Raw genomic sequence first — 15,559 nt, 5'->3', positions numbered from 1 at the left:
CTGCAAAAATAACGAGTTAAACCACTCCTCCCAATACCTACTTATAATTAAAGCCCTTTCATTTTTTCATTTCTTTTAGGTATTTCCCCTGTATATATATCCCTGTAACTTTGCAGCTGGAAATTTAATTAATCATTATCTATCAAAATTAAGTATGAAAATCTTAAACTTTTGGATGGTTGCCCTTATGGCACTATCTCTTTCTTCTACTTTCGTTTCTTGTAGCGACAACGACGACGATGAATCTAATCTTGCCAAAGAAATAGCAGGAGCTTATAAAGGTTATTCAGTCGGCGCATGCAATATGTTCTCTGATTATTTGTTGGGGGATGAATCCACTGCAACAATCACTGCCAACGAAGATGGTACCATCAATTTGGTATATAAATCCGGATCCGGAGATTTCACTCTGAATAATTTAAAACTTTCTTCTAATAAATCTTTCAGCGGTTCCGGTGAAGTTGCCATGTCTATGGGCGGCAGCACAGGCGGTAGCTACGACTACACATTAGAAGGTAGTGTAGATGGTTCTAAAGTGTTAAGTTTGAAAGCCAATGTTGATATTCCTGTACCTATGGGAAAAATGGAGATTGATTTCATACAAGGAGAAACTCCTGTTGGTTATTATATAAAAGATACTTATAAATACCAAACTAATTTATCTCTTTCAGTCACTATTTCAGGAGGAAATACCACTGAATCTACTGAGGATTGCAAAGTTATCATCGAAAACCCAACAGGCAGTACAGTAGATGTTACAATTAGCGGCTTCAATAACACAAGTGGTTCTATGAATTATTTTGAAAAGTTCACCGTAAAGGGAGTAAATGTTACTAAAGCAAACGACGGTAGTTACTCACTCAATATCGATAGCTTTGAAGCAGACACCCAAAAGACTACAGGAGAAATTCTGGCAATCACCGGTACGAGTTTAAGTGGTACTGTTAAGTCAGACGGAACAACTACTATTACTATAGTTTTTAAACCGGGAAATATGCCATGGGACATTACAGCAGATTTTACTGGAAGCAATACTAACAGCGCACAATAAACGATTAAATAAGCAATGAAAAGAAGCAGGAACGCTATTTTCAAATATACTATAGTACTGGGAGCGGCAATGTCGCTCTCTGCTTGTAATGGAATATTTGAAAATATTTATGATGCCCCCATCGAAACGGAGATGGAAATCAAGGAGAATAGCTTTTCACAAGTCAAGACTGTTGAATATACAGAATGGGCCTACATTAACCTTTCGGAGCGTACGGTTAGCACCGTTAAAATCGGAGAGGAATATGAGAGTCAAATTCCTGAAAAATGGGATTTCGCTATTCATCGTTATGATATAAAAACCAACGAGGGTGCTGCCTACAAAACAACTTACACAAGTATCGACGAGTTTAAAGCAACAGGTAAACTGCCTAAAGCGGAAGATTTTGTAGAAGATGAATGGACAACCGATAAAATAGCCATTGACATGTCGGGCATGATGGACGGAAACATTATCTACACAGAGTCTTACCGTAATGCTGTTCTTTCCGGCTGGCTGGACGTTAATACCGCAACGATGCCTCCGGTATACACCATGTCAAACCAAGTTTTTTTGATACGTTTGAAAGACAATACATACGCAGCAATCCGTTTTACCAACTACATGAATGCCAGAGGTATAAAAGGATATATTGACTTCGATTTCCAGTATCCGCTTGAGTTCGAGGACAACAACAATGAAACCAATCAACAAGAATGAAACCTACATTTATAATATCATTATTGCTTTTTTCATTTATAGCAACTTGCACCACATTAGCACAACACTCAACTTATCACATCAGCGGACGTGTTACTGATACAGAAGGGGAACCTCTCCCCGGTGCAACGATTTCCATCAAAGGTAAAGGAACCGGAACCGTCACATCCGTCGACGGAACATATACATTACAACTCCCCGGAACCGGTACATACCTCATCACCGCCTCGTATGTAGGCTATCAACCACAAGAAAAAAGACTGACTGTAGGGAAAGAGAAAAGACTAAGTTTCCGCTTGTCGGAAGATCAGTTTGACCTGGGAACAGTGGTTGTCACAGGTACACGTACTCCCAAATTACTGAAAGATGCTCCTATCATCACTCGTGTAATCACAGCAGACGATATTAAGAAGGTAGATGCAACCAACGTAGGCCAATTATTACAATCAGAACTGCCGGGCATTGAGTTTTCCTATTCAATGGATCAGCAGGTTTCTATCAATATGCAGGGATTCGGAGGAAACTCTGTACTCTTTCTGGTAGATGGTGAACGTCTGGCAGGGGAAACTTTAAACAACGTCGACTACAACCGATTGAACCTCGATAACGTGGAACGGGTAGAGATTGTAAAAGGGGCTGCCTCTACTCTCTATGGTTCCAGTGCAGTAGGTGGCGTAATCAACATCATCACCCGTGATTCCGAGGACCCATGGAATTTAAACATAAACAGCCGCTTCGGTGAACATAACGACCAACGATATGGCGGAACTTTCAGTTTCAAAGCCGGTAAATTCAACAGCCAGACGAATGTGCAACACACAATGTCCGATTCTTACGACGTACCGGAAGGAGATGTGACAACCATCTTCGGAAACCGCACATGGAATGTGAAAGAACGTCTTGTTTACAGACCGATTGAACAGTTGAAACTGACTGCACGCGGAGGTTATTATTTCCGCGAACGGGATAAGACCGGAGACAGCAAAGACCGTTATCGTGATTTCAGCGGAGGTCTGAAAGCCAACTATGATTTCAACATCATGAGTAATCTGGAAGTTGCCTATACATTCGACCAATATGATAAAAGTGATTATCTGACCTCATACAAATACGATGTCCGCGATTACAGCAATGTGCAACATAGCGTACGCGCACTCTACAATTACACCTTCAACGATAAAAACATTCTGACCGTAGGAGGAGATTATATGCGTGACTATCTATTGTCTTATCAATTCACCAACAATGGAAGTTATACCATGCACTCGGCAGATGCATTCGGACAGTTCGACTGGAACCCGACCGAACATTTCAACGTAATCAGCGGGGTACGTTTCGACTATTTCTCACAATCTAACGTGCGTCATATATCTCCGCACATCGGATTGATGTACAAAATAGCCAACTGCTCCCTCCGTGGTTCATACTCACAGGGATTCCGCTCTCCTACCCTCAAAGAAATGTATATGAACTTCGACATGGCAAATGCCATGATGATTTATGGTAATCCCGACCTGAAATCGGAAACGAGCCATAACTTCTCGCTCTCGGCGGAATATACCAAGAACCGTTACAATTTTACCGTTTCGGGATATTACAACCTTGTCAATGACCGGATCGACCTGACTTCATTCCGCGACACTGACGGAAGATGGGCACAGCTATATATCAATACAGAGAAAGTAGACATCGCCGGTGTAGATATCAACGCCTCCGCCAAATATCCTTGTGGTCTGGGAATACGTGTTTCTTACGGATACCTCCACGAGTTTATGCGCGACGGACAAATGAAATTCTCCAGTACCCGCCCACATTCAGCGACCGCACGTATCGAATACGGCAAATCATGGGATAATTATCAATTCAATCTTTCCCTGAACGGACGTGCGTTATCCAAAGTAGAAACCAATAAATATGTGGGCAATAATCCGGATGAAGGGACTACCGGAGTGACTTATCCGGGATATACGATGTGGAACCTGACGCTGACACAAGGAATCTGGAAAGGAGTCAGCCTGAATATGGCCGTCAACAACATATTTAATTATGTTCCGAGCTATTATGACGCAAACTCTCCTTATACCCGGGGAACTAACTTCTCCATCGGACTTGCATTAGACGTAGACAGGTTCTTCAAAAAATAAAAAAGATAAAACTACATACAAAGCTAAAAATAAGAGAAATGAAAAAGAAAAGTAAAATCATCTTAGGTGTATGCATCGTTGCTGCAGCTCTGATAGGGATGTCCGTATGGAATACCTGGTTCAGTCCTACAAAGATTGCTTTCATCAACTTCCAGACCATACAGCAGGGAAGTATATCGAAAGCCAACGACAATTCATCCATCAAACTCAGTGAAGTATCGCTCGACAACCTCGACCGCCTGACCGGTTACGACATGGTATTCATCAACGGAATGGGTCTGCGTATCGTCGAGGAACAACGTCAACAGATACAACAGGCTGCCGACAAAGGTATTCCTGTATATACTTCCATGGCTACCAACCCCGCCAATAACATTTGTAATCTGGACAGTGTACAACAAAATCTGATACGAGGTTATCTGACCAACGGAGGAAAGACCAACTACCGGAATATGCTGAATTATATCCGTAAAGCTATTGACGGTAAAATCTCTTCCATACCGGAAGTGGAAGACCCGGCAGAAAGACCCAGCGACATGCTCTATCACGCCGGACTCACCAACCCGGATGATGAACTGGAGTTCCTCACCGTGGCAGATTATGAGAAATTCATGAAGGACAACCGTCTTTATAAAGAAGGAGCACGTAAAATCATGATAACCGGACAAATGGCTGATGCCACCGGACTTATTGAGGCTCTTGAAAAAGAAGGTTACAATGTTTATCCGGTTCAGTCAATGACGAAATTTATGTCGTTCATTGACGAAGTGCAGCCCGACGCAATCATCAACATGGCACACGGACGCATGGGAGACAAAATGGTGGATTATCTGAAAACTAAGAACATCCTCTTGTTTGCTCCACTCACCATCAACAGTCTGGTAGATGAATGGGAGAAAGATCCGATGGGAATGGTAGGAGGATTTATGTCACAAAGTATCGTGACTCCGGAAATTGACGGTGCCATCCGTCCTTTCGCTCTCTTTGCACAATATGAGGATGAAGAAGGATTGCGCCATTCGTATGCAGTACCCGAGCGCTTGAAAACTTTCGTATCCACAATCAACAATTATTTGAATCTGAATACTAAGCCGAACAGCGAGAAGAAGGTAGCTATCTACTATTATAAAGGTCCGGGGCAAAATGCATTGACCGCTGCCGGTATGGAGGTGGTTCCTTCCCTATACAATCTTCTAGTCCGCATGAAACAGGAAGGTTACAACATATCCGGCCTGCCTGCAAATGCAGAAGAACTGGGTAAAATGATACAGGCTCAAGGCTCTGTGTTCAACTCTTACGCAGAGGGAGCCTTTAATGACTTTATGCAAAAAGGGCATCCCGAACTTATCACCAAAGATCAATATGAAAGTTGGGTGAAAGAGTCACTCCGCCCTGAAAAATATCAGGAAGTGGTGGATGCTTTCGGCGAATTCCCCGGCAATTATATGGCGACCAACGACGGCAAACTGGGTATTGCCCGTCTGCAATTCGGGAATGTAGTCTTAATGCCACAAAATGCAGCCGGAAGCGGAGACAACTCCTTCCAAGTGATTCATGGCACTAATATGGCTCCTCCTCATACTTATATTGCTTCCTATCTGTGGATGCAACATGGTTTCAAGGCTGACGCACTGATCCATTTCGGTACACACGGAAGTCTTGAATTTACTCCCAGAAAACAAGTGGCATTGTGCAGCAACGACTGGCCGGATCGCCTAGTTGGAGCAGTTCCGCACTTCTATATCTACTCTATTGGTAATGTTGGTGAAGGAATGATGGCTAAACGCCGTTCGTATGCCACCATACAGTCGTACCTCACTCCGCCTTTCCTTGAAAGCAGTGTACGCGGCATTTATCGGGAGCTGATGGAAAAAATCAAGATTTACAATAACTCTCACAAAGAGAATAAAGATCAGGAATCATTAGCTGTCAAAACGCTGACTGTGAAAATGGGAATTCACCGTGATTTAGGTTTGGATAGCATTGCTAACAAGCCATATACGGAAGATGAAATCGCCCGTGTAGAAAACTTCGCAGAAGAACTGGCTACCGAAAAAATCACCGGACAACTCTACACTATGGGAGTTCCTTATGAAACGGAACGGATCACTTCTTCCGTTTATGCAATGGCTACAGAACCTATCGCATACAGTCTGCTGGCTCTTGACAAGCAACGTGGTAAAGCGACAGATGCTGTTAGCAAGCATCGCAGCCTCTTTACACAACAGTACTTGACTCCTGCTCGCCATCTGGTAGAAAAGTTGCTCGCTAATCCTGCACTGGCCACAGATGAACTGATTTGTCGTACAGCCGGTATCACCGCACAGGAACTAGCCAAGGCTCGTCAAATAGAGGCAGACCGCAATGCTCCGAAAGGTATGATGGCAATGATGATGGCTGCATCGGCAAAGAGTGAACAATCCGATGAAAAGAAAGCTGGTAAAGGACATCCGGCATCTGTCTCTAAAGAGGGTTCTCCTCATGGTCAAATGCCCGAAAGCATGAAAGAGGCTATGAAGAAAATGGGCGCCAACATGGATCCTGAAAAAGCTATGAAAATGGCTAAGTCTATGGGAGCAAGTCCGGAAGCATTGAAGAAAATGGAAGCCGGAATGAAAGCTAATAAAGAAAAACCTCAAGGTATGGCTGCCATGATGGCCGCTATGGGAAAAGCTCCGAAAGAATACAATAAAGAAGAAATCGAGCTGGCACTTGCCATCGCTGAAGTAGAACGTACAATCAAGAATGTAGGCAACTACAAGAACGCACTTCTGACAAGTCCCGAAAAAGAGTTAAGCAGTCTGATGAATGCATTGGAAGGTGGATACACCGCTCCTACTCCCGGAGGTGATCCGATTGCTAATCCGAATGCTTTACCAACCGGACGTAATATGTATGCTATCAATGCCGAAGCAACTCCTACAGAATCCGCTTGGGAAAAAGGTATCGCTTTAGCCAAACAAACGATTGATACTTACAAGCAACGTCACAATGATTCAATCCCACGTAAAGTGAGTTATACTCTTTGGTCTTCCGAATTTATAGAAACCGGTGGGGCTACTATTGCTCAAGTACTGTATATGCTGGGAGTAGAACCTGTTCGTGACGCATTCGGTCGTGTCAGTGATCTAAAACTGATTCCTTCAGCCGAACTGGGACGTCCGCGTATCGACGTAGTAGTCCAGACTTCCGGACAACTCCGTGATATCGCTGCTTCCCGCCTCTTCCTGATTAACCGCGCAGTAGAAATGGCTGCGGCAGCGAAAGATGACAAGTTTGAAAATCAGGTAGCCGCCAGTGTGGTAGAAGCTGAAAGAGTGTTGACCGAAAAGGGTGTCAGTCCGAAAGATGCACGCGAAATGGCTTCTTTCCGAGTATTCGGAGGTGCTAATGGCATGTATGGTACAGGAATTCAAGGAATGGTGGAATCCGGCGACCGTTGGGAAAGTGAATCGGAAATTGCAGATACTTACCTCAACAATATGGGAGCCTTCTACGGTGACGAAAAACACTGGGAAGTCTTTCAGAAATTTGCTTTTGAAGCAGCATTGAACAGTACTGATGTGGTCGTTCAGCCCCGCCAAAGCAACACTTGGGGAGCATTGAGCCTCGACCACGTATATGAATTTATGGGAGGTATGAATCTTGCCGTACGCAATGTTACCGGTAAAGACCCGGACGCTTATCTTAGCGACTACCGGAACCGCAACAACATGAAAATGCAGGAACTTAAAGAAGCAGTCGGTGTAGAAAGCCGTACAACGATTCTGAATCCTACCTATATCAAAGAGAAAATGAAAGGCGGTTCTTCTGCTGCAAGCGAGGTTGCCCAGACTGTAACGAATACGTATGGCTGGAATGTGATGAAACCTACTGCTATCGACAAGGAACTTTGGGATAACATATATGATGTATATGTCAAAGACAAATACAAACTGAATGTAAAAGACTTCTTTGAAAAACAGAATCCCGCAGCTTTACAGGAAGTGACCGCCGTTATGATGGAAACTGCCCGCAAAGGATATTGGAAAGCCTCTCCGGAGCAACTCTCCAATATTGCCAAGCTGCATACAGACCTTGTCAGACAGTTCGGTCCTTCGGGCAGCGGATTTACCGGAGACAATGCCAAATTACAGCAGTTCATCGCCTCTCAAGTAGATGCGCAAACCGCAGCCAACTACAACAAGGAACTGAAACAAATGAAACAAGCCACCTTGGACGGAGAAGCGACCAAAGGAGGCATGGTATTGAAGAAACAATCGAGCGATGCCGTACAAGGGGCACAGGAAGAGCAAAACTCTTTGAATGGAGGCCTTATCGCAGGTATTGTTCTGGTAGCATTTGTTGTCATGTTGCTAATACTTAAAAAGAAACGGAAAAAGTAATGTAATATGGAGTTAATCATTCACATATTAATGCTGTTTATCGTGATTAACTGCAGTTTCAAACTCAGTTTCTGGAAACTTTGGCAAACCGTAATATACAGCCTGATTGCCGGTCTTTTTGTGGCCGGCACCTGGCAGTATGCTATTCTCCAGTCAAAGACACAGATTGCTGATTATCTGCAGAACACGGAAGCATTGCAAAACATGGCTATTATCATAACGCTTGAGTCAGCACTCTGCTTCGGCTATTGCGTGGCTTTCCTACGCGGACTTTATGGCAAGAAAAATGTATGGTGGGCGGAATTACTTCGCTGGTATCCCAGCTTGTTGCTTTTCCCCGTATTATTCTACTATCTCACAGAAGCTATCTTCCGGTTACCTGGCGTAGACTTTTCAGTGACAGCCTGGTCACTAGCAGGGACAGTGGTTATCGCCATCCCATTGTTAAGCCGGTTGATGAAGTATCTTGTACCCGAAGACGATCTCCGGTTGGAAGTTCATTTCCTTGTCAGCTTATTCATCTGCATCCTCGGACTACTGACCACTGTCAATGGGAAAACGACCTATGCTGCCACCGAAGAGGCGCTCAACTGGAAAGCTATTATCTTGTCCATCGGTCTGTTCGTTGTCCTGTTTCTTATCGGATTTGCCTGGAACAAGCTGAAATGGCCTTTATTACAACGTAGAGAATTAAAAAAAAGAAGTAAAATCAATCAATAAAAAATATATATGGAACTCATTTCTAAATTATTATTCTGGGTAGCAAACAGTTTACTTATACCCGATATCATTATTTTGCTGTGCCTGTTCGTTCGCTCACTTATTTTGATCGGAGGCACCTACAACATGTACATGACCAAACGTAAAAATGACAAAGCACTGGACCAACTCATTAAAGATGCACGGATAGACGATTTGAAAGCAGCTTTACCCGACAAAGACAATTCACTATATATGGGCTATCTCCGCGACCTGCTCTACCATCCGGCCAGTGCAGATTACTCTGACTTCCTGATAACAAAATTCGAGAATGAAGCAGAGAAAGATGTGTCTCTTTCTAAAATGATGGCTAAGATAGGTCCGGTTCTCGGATTGATAGGAACATTGATTTCCATGAGTCCGGCACTTGTGGGACTTTCTACAGGAGACATCTCCGGAATGGCATATAATATGCAGGTAGTATTTGCGACGACTGTTGTGGGTTTGGTTATTAGTGCTGTAGGATTGATATCCATGCAGTTCAAACAACGTTGGTATGCCAAAGATGTCAACAACCTCGATTATGTATCAAGAGTATTAAACGAAACAACCGGAGAGTCCAATAATGAAAAGAAATAGAAGAGTCAGCAAATTCCTCAAAGAAGAGGATACCGACCCGCTAAGTGTAGTAGTAAACCTGTTCGACGTGGCGATGGTATTTGCCGTAGCATTGATGGTAGCAATGGTGATGCACATGAATATGACGGAAGTTTTCGGACAGGAAGATTTCACCATCGTGAAGAACCCTGGTAAGGAAAATATGGAAATCATCTCCAAGGAAGGAAAGAAAATCAATACTTACAAGCCTTCCGGTCAGAAAGAGGAGGATTCAGGAAAAAGAGGAAGAAAAGTGGGGATAGCCTACGAACTGGATAACGGTGAGATTATTTATGTTCCGGAATAAGCATTAAAAAATACATTTCCCACCAATCAATAGTATCGGGCAGGACAATCCTATTCAGGCATTGTCTGCCCTTTATTTCTTTCATTTTACATTGATAACTATCAGAACAAAACATGGTTTCTTTATCAAACCCCGACAAAAGACATGCACATTATCGCAGAAATCTACTAATCATCTGCCTGTTATTAGGCATCGTCCTCTTTACTTTCTGCTTTTTGTTTTGCCAGCATGACAGTCAGGATATGGACTGCGATTGCTTAAGATGCTTGTTAAGTGCTCCTCCCCAAGAGGGAGAGTATCTCTACAACCGTTATCTGCCCCTCATCAGTGTTCTATGCTTCTTATTAATATTCCTGCCCATTTATATATTCGAACATCGACAGCATATAAAAAGGAAATAAAAAAACAAGCCACCGAAATGAGTCACTCATTCCGATGGCCTATCCCCTTTAAACACCTTTAAACAAAATGAAAATATGCCTCATATACTAACTAAACTAACTAACCCTCGAGGCATATTTTAAAGAGGCTGTCGCATCAACCTCTTTTTATCATAGATAAGCTTTCGCTCTCTAATCTTATTTACGAGCTTCAGCGATATAACCAAGAGCTTCTTCACATTTGGCAGTTACATAAGCCCAGTCTTCTGCTGCCACCTTATCTTTCGGGAACAGTTTAGAGCCCATACCTACACAGAATACACCGGCTTTGATCCATGCAGTCAGGTTTTCCTTAGTAGGTTCTACCCCACCTGTTACCATCAGCTTAGACCATGGCATCGGAGCCATCAAGCCTTTTACAAAGTTAGTTCCATAAACATCACCCGGGAATACTTTGCAAAGATCGCAACCTACTTCCTGTGCAAAACCAACTTCCGATACAGAACCGCATCCCGGAGTGTAAGCAACCGAACGACGGTTACATACCTTAGCTATTTCAGGGTTGAACAACGGACCTACTACGAAGTTAGCGCCCAGTTGCAAGTACATAGCAGCAGTAGCCGGATCAACGATAGAACCGATACCAATTGCCATTTCAGGACATTCTTTTGCTGCGAACTTAACGATTTCAGCAAATACTTCCTGCGCAAAGTCACCACGGTTTGTGAATTCGAAAGCACGAACACCACCGTCATAACAAGCCTTTACTACTTTCTTTGCAACTTCTGCGTCTTTGTGATAGAATACAGGAACCATTCCTGTAGAGCCGATCTTATTTAATACGGCTATTTTATCGAATTTTGCCATCTTATTATTTACTATTTTATTATTTACAATTTACTATTTGATACTTTTGCTATTTATCATTTATCCTACTTTTCATAGTAGTTATTGAACTAACAATTATTTTTAAAAGCTCCTCATTTTCTTTATATAGGTCAGCCATCAATTCTGGTTTAACCAATTGAACTTCCATTAATAATTCCAGCCAATATAAAGTCTCATCCAGTTCTTCTTCCACCATCTTCAATTTATTAAGAAAATCCTTATCTGACTTTCCCAAACACGCTGCCCTATAATTTGCAGCAGGAGATGTACCCGAACGAATAATCTGATTGCCGATAGCTCTACCGGCAGGAGTATTGGGCAATTTATCTACCAATCTAATAATACGTATTGCTAATACCTTCAGCCTATTTTTAAGTTCAACCGTTGTCATCAGGCAAAAGTATTAAATAGTAAATAGTAAATTGTCCAATAGTAAATATCCTTATCTCTGTACGCGACCGCTTGCGTCACCACCAGCCAATGCTTCTACTTCTTCTACAGAAACAAGGTTGAAGTCACCATTGATAGTATGTTTCAAAGCAGATGCAGCAACTGCAAATTCAAGAGCAGCACCCTGATTAGGTTTAGTCATCAAACCATGGATAATACCACCGGAGAAAGAGTCACCACCACCTACACGGTCGATGATCGGATCAATATCATAACGTTTTGAAGTATAGAACTCTTCACCGTTGTAGATCATAGCTTTCCAGCCGTTGTGAGTAGCAGAGAAAGATTCGCGCAAAGTAGAAACTACATATTTGAATCCGAATTCTTTCATCATTTGCTGGAAGATACCTTTGTAACCTTCAGCATCTGTGTGACCAGCTTCAACGTCAGCATCCGGTTTGAAGCCCAGACAAAGTTCCGCATCTTCTTCGTTACCGATACATACGTCTACAAACTGCATCAACGGTTTCATGATAGACTGTGCTTTTTCTTTAGTCCACAGTTTCTTACGGAAATTCAAGTCAACAGAAACAGTTACACCGTGACGTTTTGCAGCTTCACAAGCCAGACGAGTCAACTCGGCAGCCTTGTCAGAAATAGCCGGAGTGATACCAGACCAGTGGAACCAGTCAGCACCTTCCATGATTGCATCAAAGTCGAAATCAGCAGCGTCAGCTTCAGCAATGGCAGAGTGAGCACGGTCATAAATAACCTTGCTAGGACGCATAGAAGCACCTGTTTCCAAGTAGTAGATACCTACACGGTCGCCACCACGAGCAATAAAGTCTGTCTTTACGCCATATTTACGCAATGCGTTAACAGCAGACTGTCCGATTTCGTGTTTCGGTAATTTGGTTACGAAATAAGCGTCATGTCCGTAGTTGGCACAGCTTACTGCAACGTTAGCTTCACCACCACCATATACTACATCAAAAGAATCAGATTGAACAAAACGAGTATTACCCGGAGTTGATAATCTAAGCATGATTTCGCCTAATGTAACGACTTTCTTTCCCATAATCTTATGTTTTAAATTCTAAGTTATTAATATTATGAACTTTCAATTTATCATTTCAGCCCTATTTTAGGGGTTAACACACTGACTACATGAGCATTAATCTATAAAACAACCAACATCACATACCTTTCGTGTGCGGGCACAAAGATACAACAATTTTCGTAATTACAAAAATTGTTATATATTTGTATCGAAAATATTAAGATTATTATTGTGTGCGAGCACAAAAACCTATATAAATAAAGGTTATCGTATGAATAAATTGCCCGAAAGGATCAGAATCAAAGACATCGCCCGTCTAGCAGATGTATCAGTGGGAACAGTAGACCGCGTTATTCACGGACGTAGTGGAGTATCAGAGGCCAGTAAAAAACGCGTAGAAGAAATTCTGAAGCAGCTTGACTACCAGCCCAATATGTACGCCAGCGCTCTGGCTTCCAACAAGAAATATACGTTTATCTGCCTTCTGCCGGAACATCTGGAAGGCGAATACTGGACGGCTGTAGAAATCGGTATTCACGAAGCGATTGCAACCTATTCGGATTTCAATACTTCGGTGAAAATCAACTATTACGATCCATACGATTATCATTCATTCGTCAACGCCAGCGAAGCCATCCTGGCCCTGCAGCCGGACGGAGTGATGGTAGCTCCTACCGCTCCGCAATATACGAAAGGATTCACCGATCAGTTGCAGGCACTAGATATACCTTATATATATATAGATTCCAACATTAAAGAGGTTCCTCCCCTCGCCTTCTTTGGTCAGAATTCACGTCAAAGCGGATATTTCGCTGCTCGAATGATGATGTTACTGGCACGGGAGGAAAAGGAAATTGTGATTTTCCGTAAAATACATGAAGGAATTGTAGGATCCAATCAGCAGGAGAACAGAGAAATCGGTTTTAGGCAGTACATGAAAGAACATCATCCGTCTTGTACTATACTGGAACTTGACTTGCATGCCGAACGCAACGACGAGGACAACGAGATGCTGGACGAATTCTTCCGTACCTATCCGATGGTTAAGAATGGAATCACTTTCAACTCTAAAGCCTACATCGTTGGCGAGTACCTGCAAAGCCGTGGAAAGAAAGACTTCAATCTGATAGGCTATGACCTTCTGGAACGGAATGTCACCTGCCTGAAAGAAGGAAGTATCTCCTTCCTCATCGCCCAGCAGCCGGAACTGCAAGGAGCCAATGGCATCAAAGCTCTATGCGATCATCTTATTTTCAAGAAAGAAGTGACTCGTATCAACTATATGCCCATTGATCTGTTAACAGTAGAGACAATAGACTATTACCATAGCAAATAACAACAAAGTACAACTTTACAAGTACATTACATGGAAACAAAGTATTTAAGAATTAATCCTGCCGACAACGTTGCCGTTGCCATTGTTAACCTCCCGGCAGGAGAGCATCTTTCTATAGATGGCATTGAGATTACATTGAACGAGGATATTCCTGCCGGACATAAATTCGCACTAAAGAATTTTGCGGAAGGTGAAAATGTAATCAAGTACGGTTACCCGATCGGACATGCACGAATGGCAAAGAAACAGGGTGACTGGATGAACGAAACGAACATCAAAACCAACCTTGCCGGATTGTTGGACTACACGTACAACCCGATTCAGGTTTCTTTGGATATTCCTCATAAAGATCTTACTTTCAAAGGTTACCGTCGCAAAAACGGTGATGTAGGTGTAAGAAACGAGATATGGATTATCCCGACTGTAGGTTGCGTAAACGGTATCATCGGACAACTGGCCGAGGGACTGCGTCGCGAAACCGAAGGTAAGGGAGTGGATGCCATTGTCGCTTTCCCACACAACTACGGTTGCTCGCAACTTGGTGACGACCATGAGAATACGAAAAAGATTCTTCGTGACATGGTGCTTCATCCCAATGCAGGCGCTGTATTGGTAGTAGGCTTGGGATGTGAGAATAACCAGCCGGATGTATTCCGTGAATTCCTGGGCGAATTTGATGAAGACCGCGTCAAATTCATGGTTACCCAAAAGGTAGGCGACGAATATGAAGAAGGAATGGAAATCCTGCGTGATTTGTATGCAAAAGCTTCTAAAGACGAACGCACCGATGTGCCTTTGTCCGAACTTCGTGTGGGATTGAAGTGCGGTGGTTCTGACGGTTTTTCCGGCATTACGGCAAACCCATTATTGGGTATGTTCTCCGATTTCCTGATTGCACAGGGAGGCACAAGCGTATTGACTGAAGTTCCGGAAATGTTCGGTGCAGAAACAATCCTGATGAACCGTTGTAAAAACGAAGAGCTGTTTGAACAGACTGTCCATCTGATTAATGACTTCAAAGAATACTTCCTGTCACACGGAGAGCCTGTAGGTGAAAATCCCTCTCCGGGCAACAAAGCCGGTGGTATCTCTACTCTGGAAGAAAAAGCACTGGGATGTACCCAAAAATGTGGAAAGAGTTATGTATCCGGCGTAATGCCTTACGGCGAACGTTTACAGAAAAAAGGACTCAACCTGCTTTCTGCTCCGGGCAATGACCTGGTTGCAGCCACTACTCTTGCAGCAAGTGGATGCCACATGGTACTTTTCACCACCGGACGCGGTACTCCTTTCGGCACTTTTGTTCCGACCATGAAGATTTCCACCAATTCAACCTTGGCTAAAAACAAACCGGGATGGATTGACTTCAACGCCGGTGTGATCGTAGAAAACGAACCGATGGAAAAGACTTGTGAACGCTTCATTGATTATATCATCAAAGTGGCAAGCGGTGAATTCGTAAACAACGAAAAGAAAGGCTATCGCGAAATTGCTATCTTTAAAACAGGGGTAACCTTGTAAACAGGTCGCTATCTGATACAACAAATATATCGAAGATAAAAG

12 protein-coding genes are annotated in these 15,559 nt (G+C 43.0%); 9 read left to right on the top strand and 3 right to left on the bottom strand.

Annotated elements, in window-relative coordinates:
* The first annotated feature begins 154 nt into the window (after nucleotides 1-154).
* From AAHJ11_RS18870 to AAHJ11_RS18840, 7 genes are read left to right on the top strand one after another with little or no spacing between them, the layout of a single operon-like run.
* The gene (locus AAHJ11_RS18870) at nucleotides 155-1,051 is read left to right on the top strand and encodes a calycin-like domain-containing protein (protein ID WP_148367621.1); all 897 of its coding nucleotides are present in this window, start codon (nucleotides 155-157) and stop codon (nucleotides 1,049-1,051) included.
* A gap of 15 nt (nucleotides 1,052-1,066) precedes the next feature.
* The gene (locus AAHJ11_RS18865) at nucleotides 1,067-1,750 is read left to right on the top strand and encodes an HmuY family protein (protein WP_148367620.1); all 684 of its coding nucleotides are present in this window, start codon (nucleotides 1,067-1,069) and stop codon (nucleotides 1,748-1,750) included.
* Complete coding sequence (locus AAHJ11_RS18860) at nucleotides 1,747-3,894, top strand: TonB-dependent receptor (RefSeq protein WP_259023135.1); 2,148 nt, start codon at nucleotides 1,747-1,749, stop codon at nucleotides 3,892-3,894. The genes AAHJ11_RS18865 and AAHJ11_RS18860 overlap by 4 nt, the downstream gene beginning before the upstream one ends.
* Nucleotides 3,895-3,932: 38 nt before the next feature.
* Entirely contained in the window at nucleotides 3,933-8,279 is a 4,347-nt protein-coding gene (locus tag AAHJ11_RS18855) for a cobaltochelatase subunit CobN (protein ID WP_413580002.1), read from the top strand.
* A gap of 6 nt (nucleotides 8,280-8,285) precedes the next feature.
* Entirely contained in the window at nucleotides 8,286-8,999 is a 714-nt protein-coding gene (locus tag AAHJ11_RS18850) for a hypothetical protein (protein WP_195649948.1), read from the top strand.
* Nucleotides 9,000-9,008: 9 nt separating this feature from the next.
* Complete coding sequence (locus AAHJ11_RS18845; protein WP_148367616.1) at nucleotides 9,009-9,617, top strand: MotA/TolQ/ExbB proton channel family protein; 609 nt, start codon at nucleotides 9,009-9,011, stop codon at nucleotides 9,615-9,617.
* Nucleotides 9,604-9,942 carry a DUF2149 domain-containing protein gene (locus AAHJ11_RS18840; protein WP_004300151.1) on the top strand — a complete coding sequence of 113 codons (339 nt, stop codon included), beginning with the start codon at nucleotides 9,604-9,606 and terminating at the stop codon, nucleotides 9,940-9,942. The genes AAHJ11_RS18845 and AAHJ11_RS18840 overlap by 14 nt, the downstream gene beginning before the upstream one ends.
* A gap of 578 nt (nucleotides 9,943-10,520) precedes the next feature.
* On the opposite strand, the gene AAHJ11_RS18835 is transcribed toward AAHJ11_RS18840, so the two are convergent.
* From AAHJ11_RS18835 to AAHJ11_RS18825, 3 genes are read right to left on the bottom strand one after another with little or no spacing between them, the layout of a single operon-like run.
* Nucleotides 10,521-11,189, bottom strand: a complete 669-nt coding sequence (locus tag AAHJ11_RS18835) for a bifunctional 4-hydroxy-2-oxoglutarate aldolase/2-dehydro-3-deoxy-phosphogluconate aldolase (RefSeq protein ID WP_004300153.1) — start codon at nucleotides 11,187-11,189, stop codon at nucleotides 10,521-10,523.
* A gap of 49 nt (nucleotides 11,190-11,238) precedes the next feature.
* Complete coding sequence (locus tag AAHJ11_RS18830; protein WP_148367614.1) at nucleotides 11,239-11,601, bottom strand: four helix bundle protein; 363 nt, start codon at nucleotides 11,599-11,601, stop codon at nucleotides 11,239-11,241.
* A gap of 51 nt (nucleotides 11,602-11,652) precedes the next feature.
* A complete protein-coding gene (locus tag AAHJ11_RS18825) occupies nucleotides 11,653-12,678 on the bottom strand; it encodes a sugar kinase (protein WP_007752090.1) in 1,026 nt (341 codons plus the stop codon).
* 253 nt (nucleotides 12,679-12,931) lie between these two features.
* Here AAHJ11_RS18825 and AAHJ11_RS18820 point away from each other — a divergent pair, with 253 nt between their 5' ends.
* Together AAHJ11_RS18820 and AAHJ11_RS18815 are read left to right on the top strand one after the other, a co-directional pair.
* Entirely contained in the window at nucleotides 12,932-13,996 is a 1,065-nt protein-coding gene (locus tag AAHJ11_RS18820) for a LacI family DNA-binding transcriptional regulator (RefSeq protein ID WP_004308063.1), read from the top strand.
* 30 nt (nucleotides 13,997-14,026) lie between these two features.
* Entirely contained in the window at nucleotides 14,027-15,517 is a 1,491-nt protein-coding gene (locus tag AAHJ11_RS18815; protein WP_148367613.1) for a UxaA family hydrolase, read from the top strand.
* Nucleotides 15,518-15,559 lie beyond the last annotated feature (42 nt).

It is taken from the genome of Bacteroides sp. 90-K9/2, assembly GCF_047310725.1.
Taxonomy (GTDB): Bacteria; Bacteroidota; Bacteroidia; order Bacteroidales; family Bacteroidaceae; genus Bacteroides; species Bacteroides vicugnae.
This window is presented reverse-complemented; position numbering and strand designations above follow the sequence as displayed.

Excerpts from the sequence above, each read along its gene's own strand:
- AAHJ11_RS18870 (WP_148367621.1), top strand. The coding sequence starts at position 155 with ATGAAAATCTTAAACTTTTGGATGGTTGCCCTTATGGCACTATCTCTT.
- AAHJ11_RS18865 (WP_148367620.1), top strand. The coding sequence starts at position 1,067 with ATGAAAAGAAGCAGGAACGCTATTTTCAAATATACTATAGTACTGGGA.
- AAHJ11_RS18860 (WP_259023135.1), top strand. The coding sequence starts at position 1,747 with ATGAAACCTACATTTATAATATCATTATTGCTTTTTTCATTTATAGCA.
- AAHJ11_RS18855 (WP_413580002.1), top strand. The coding sequence starts at position 3,933 with ATGAAAAAGAAAAGTAAAATCATCTTAGGTGTATGCATCGTTGCTGCA.
- AAHJ11_RS18850 (WP_195649948.1), top strand. The coding sequence starts at position 8,286 with ATGGAGTTAATCATTCACATATTAATGCTGTTTATCGTGATTAACTGC.
- AAHJ11_RS18845 (WP_148367616.1), top strand. The coding sequence starts at position 9,009 with ATGGAACTCATTTCTAAATTATTATTCTGGGTAGCAAACAGTTTACTT.
- AAHJ11_RS18840 (WP_004300151.1), top strand. The coding sequence starts at position 9,604 with ATGAAAAGAAATAGAAGAGTCAGCAAATTCCTCAAAGAAGAGGATACC.
- AAHJ11_RS18835 (WP_004300153.1), bottom strand. The coding sequence starts at position 11,189 with ATGGCAAAATTCGATAAAATAGCCGTATTAAATAAGATCGGCTCTACA.
- AAHJ11_RS18830 (WP_148367614.1), bottom strand. The coding sequence starts at position 11,601 with ATGACAACGGTTGAACTTAAAAATAGGCTGAAGGTATTAGCAATACGT.
- AAHJ11_RS18825 (WP_007752090.1), bottom strand. The coding sequence starts at position 12,678 with ATGGGAAAGAAAGTCGTTACATTAGGCGAAATCATGCTTAGATTATCA.
- AAHJ11_RS18820 (WP_004308063.1), top strand. The coding sequence starts at position 12,932 with ATGAATAAATTGCCCGAAAGGATCAGAATCAAAGACATCGCCCGTCTA.
- AAHJ11_RS18815 (WP_148367613.1), top strand. The coding sequence starts at position 14,027 with ATGGAAACAAAGTATTTAAGAATTAATCCTGCCGACAACGTTGCCGTT.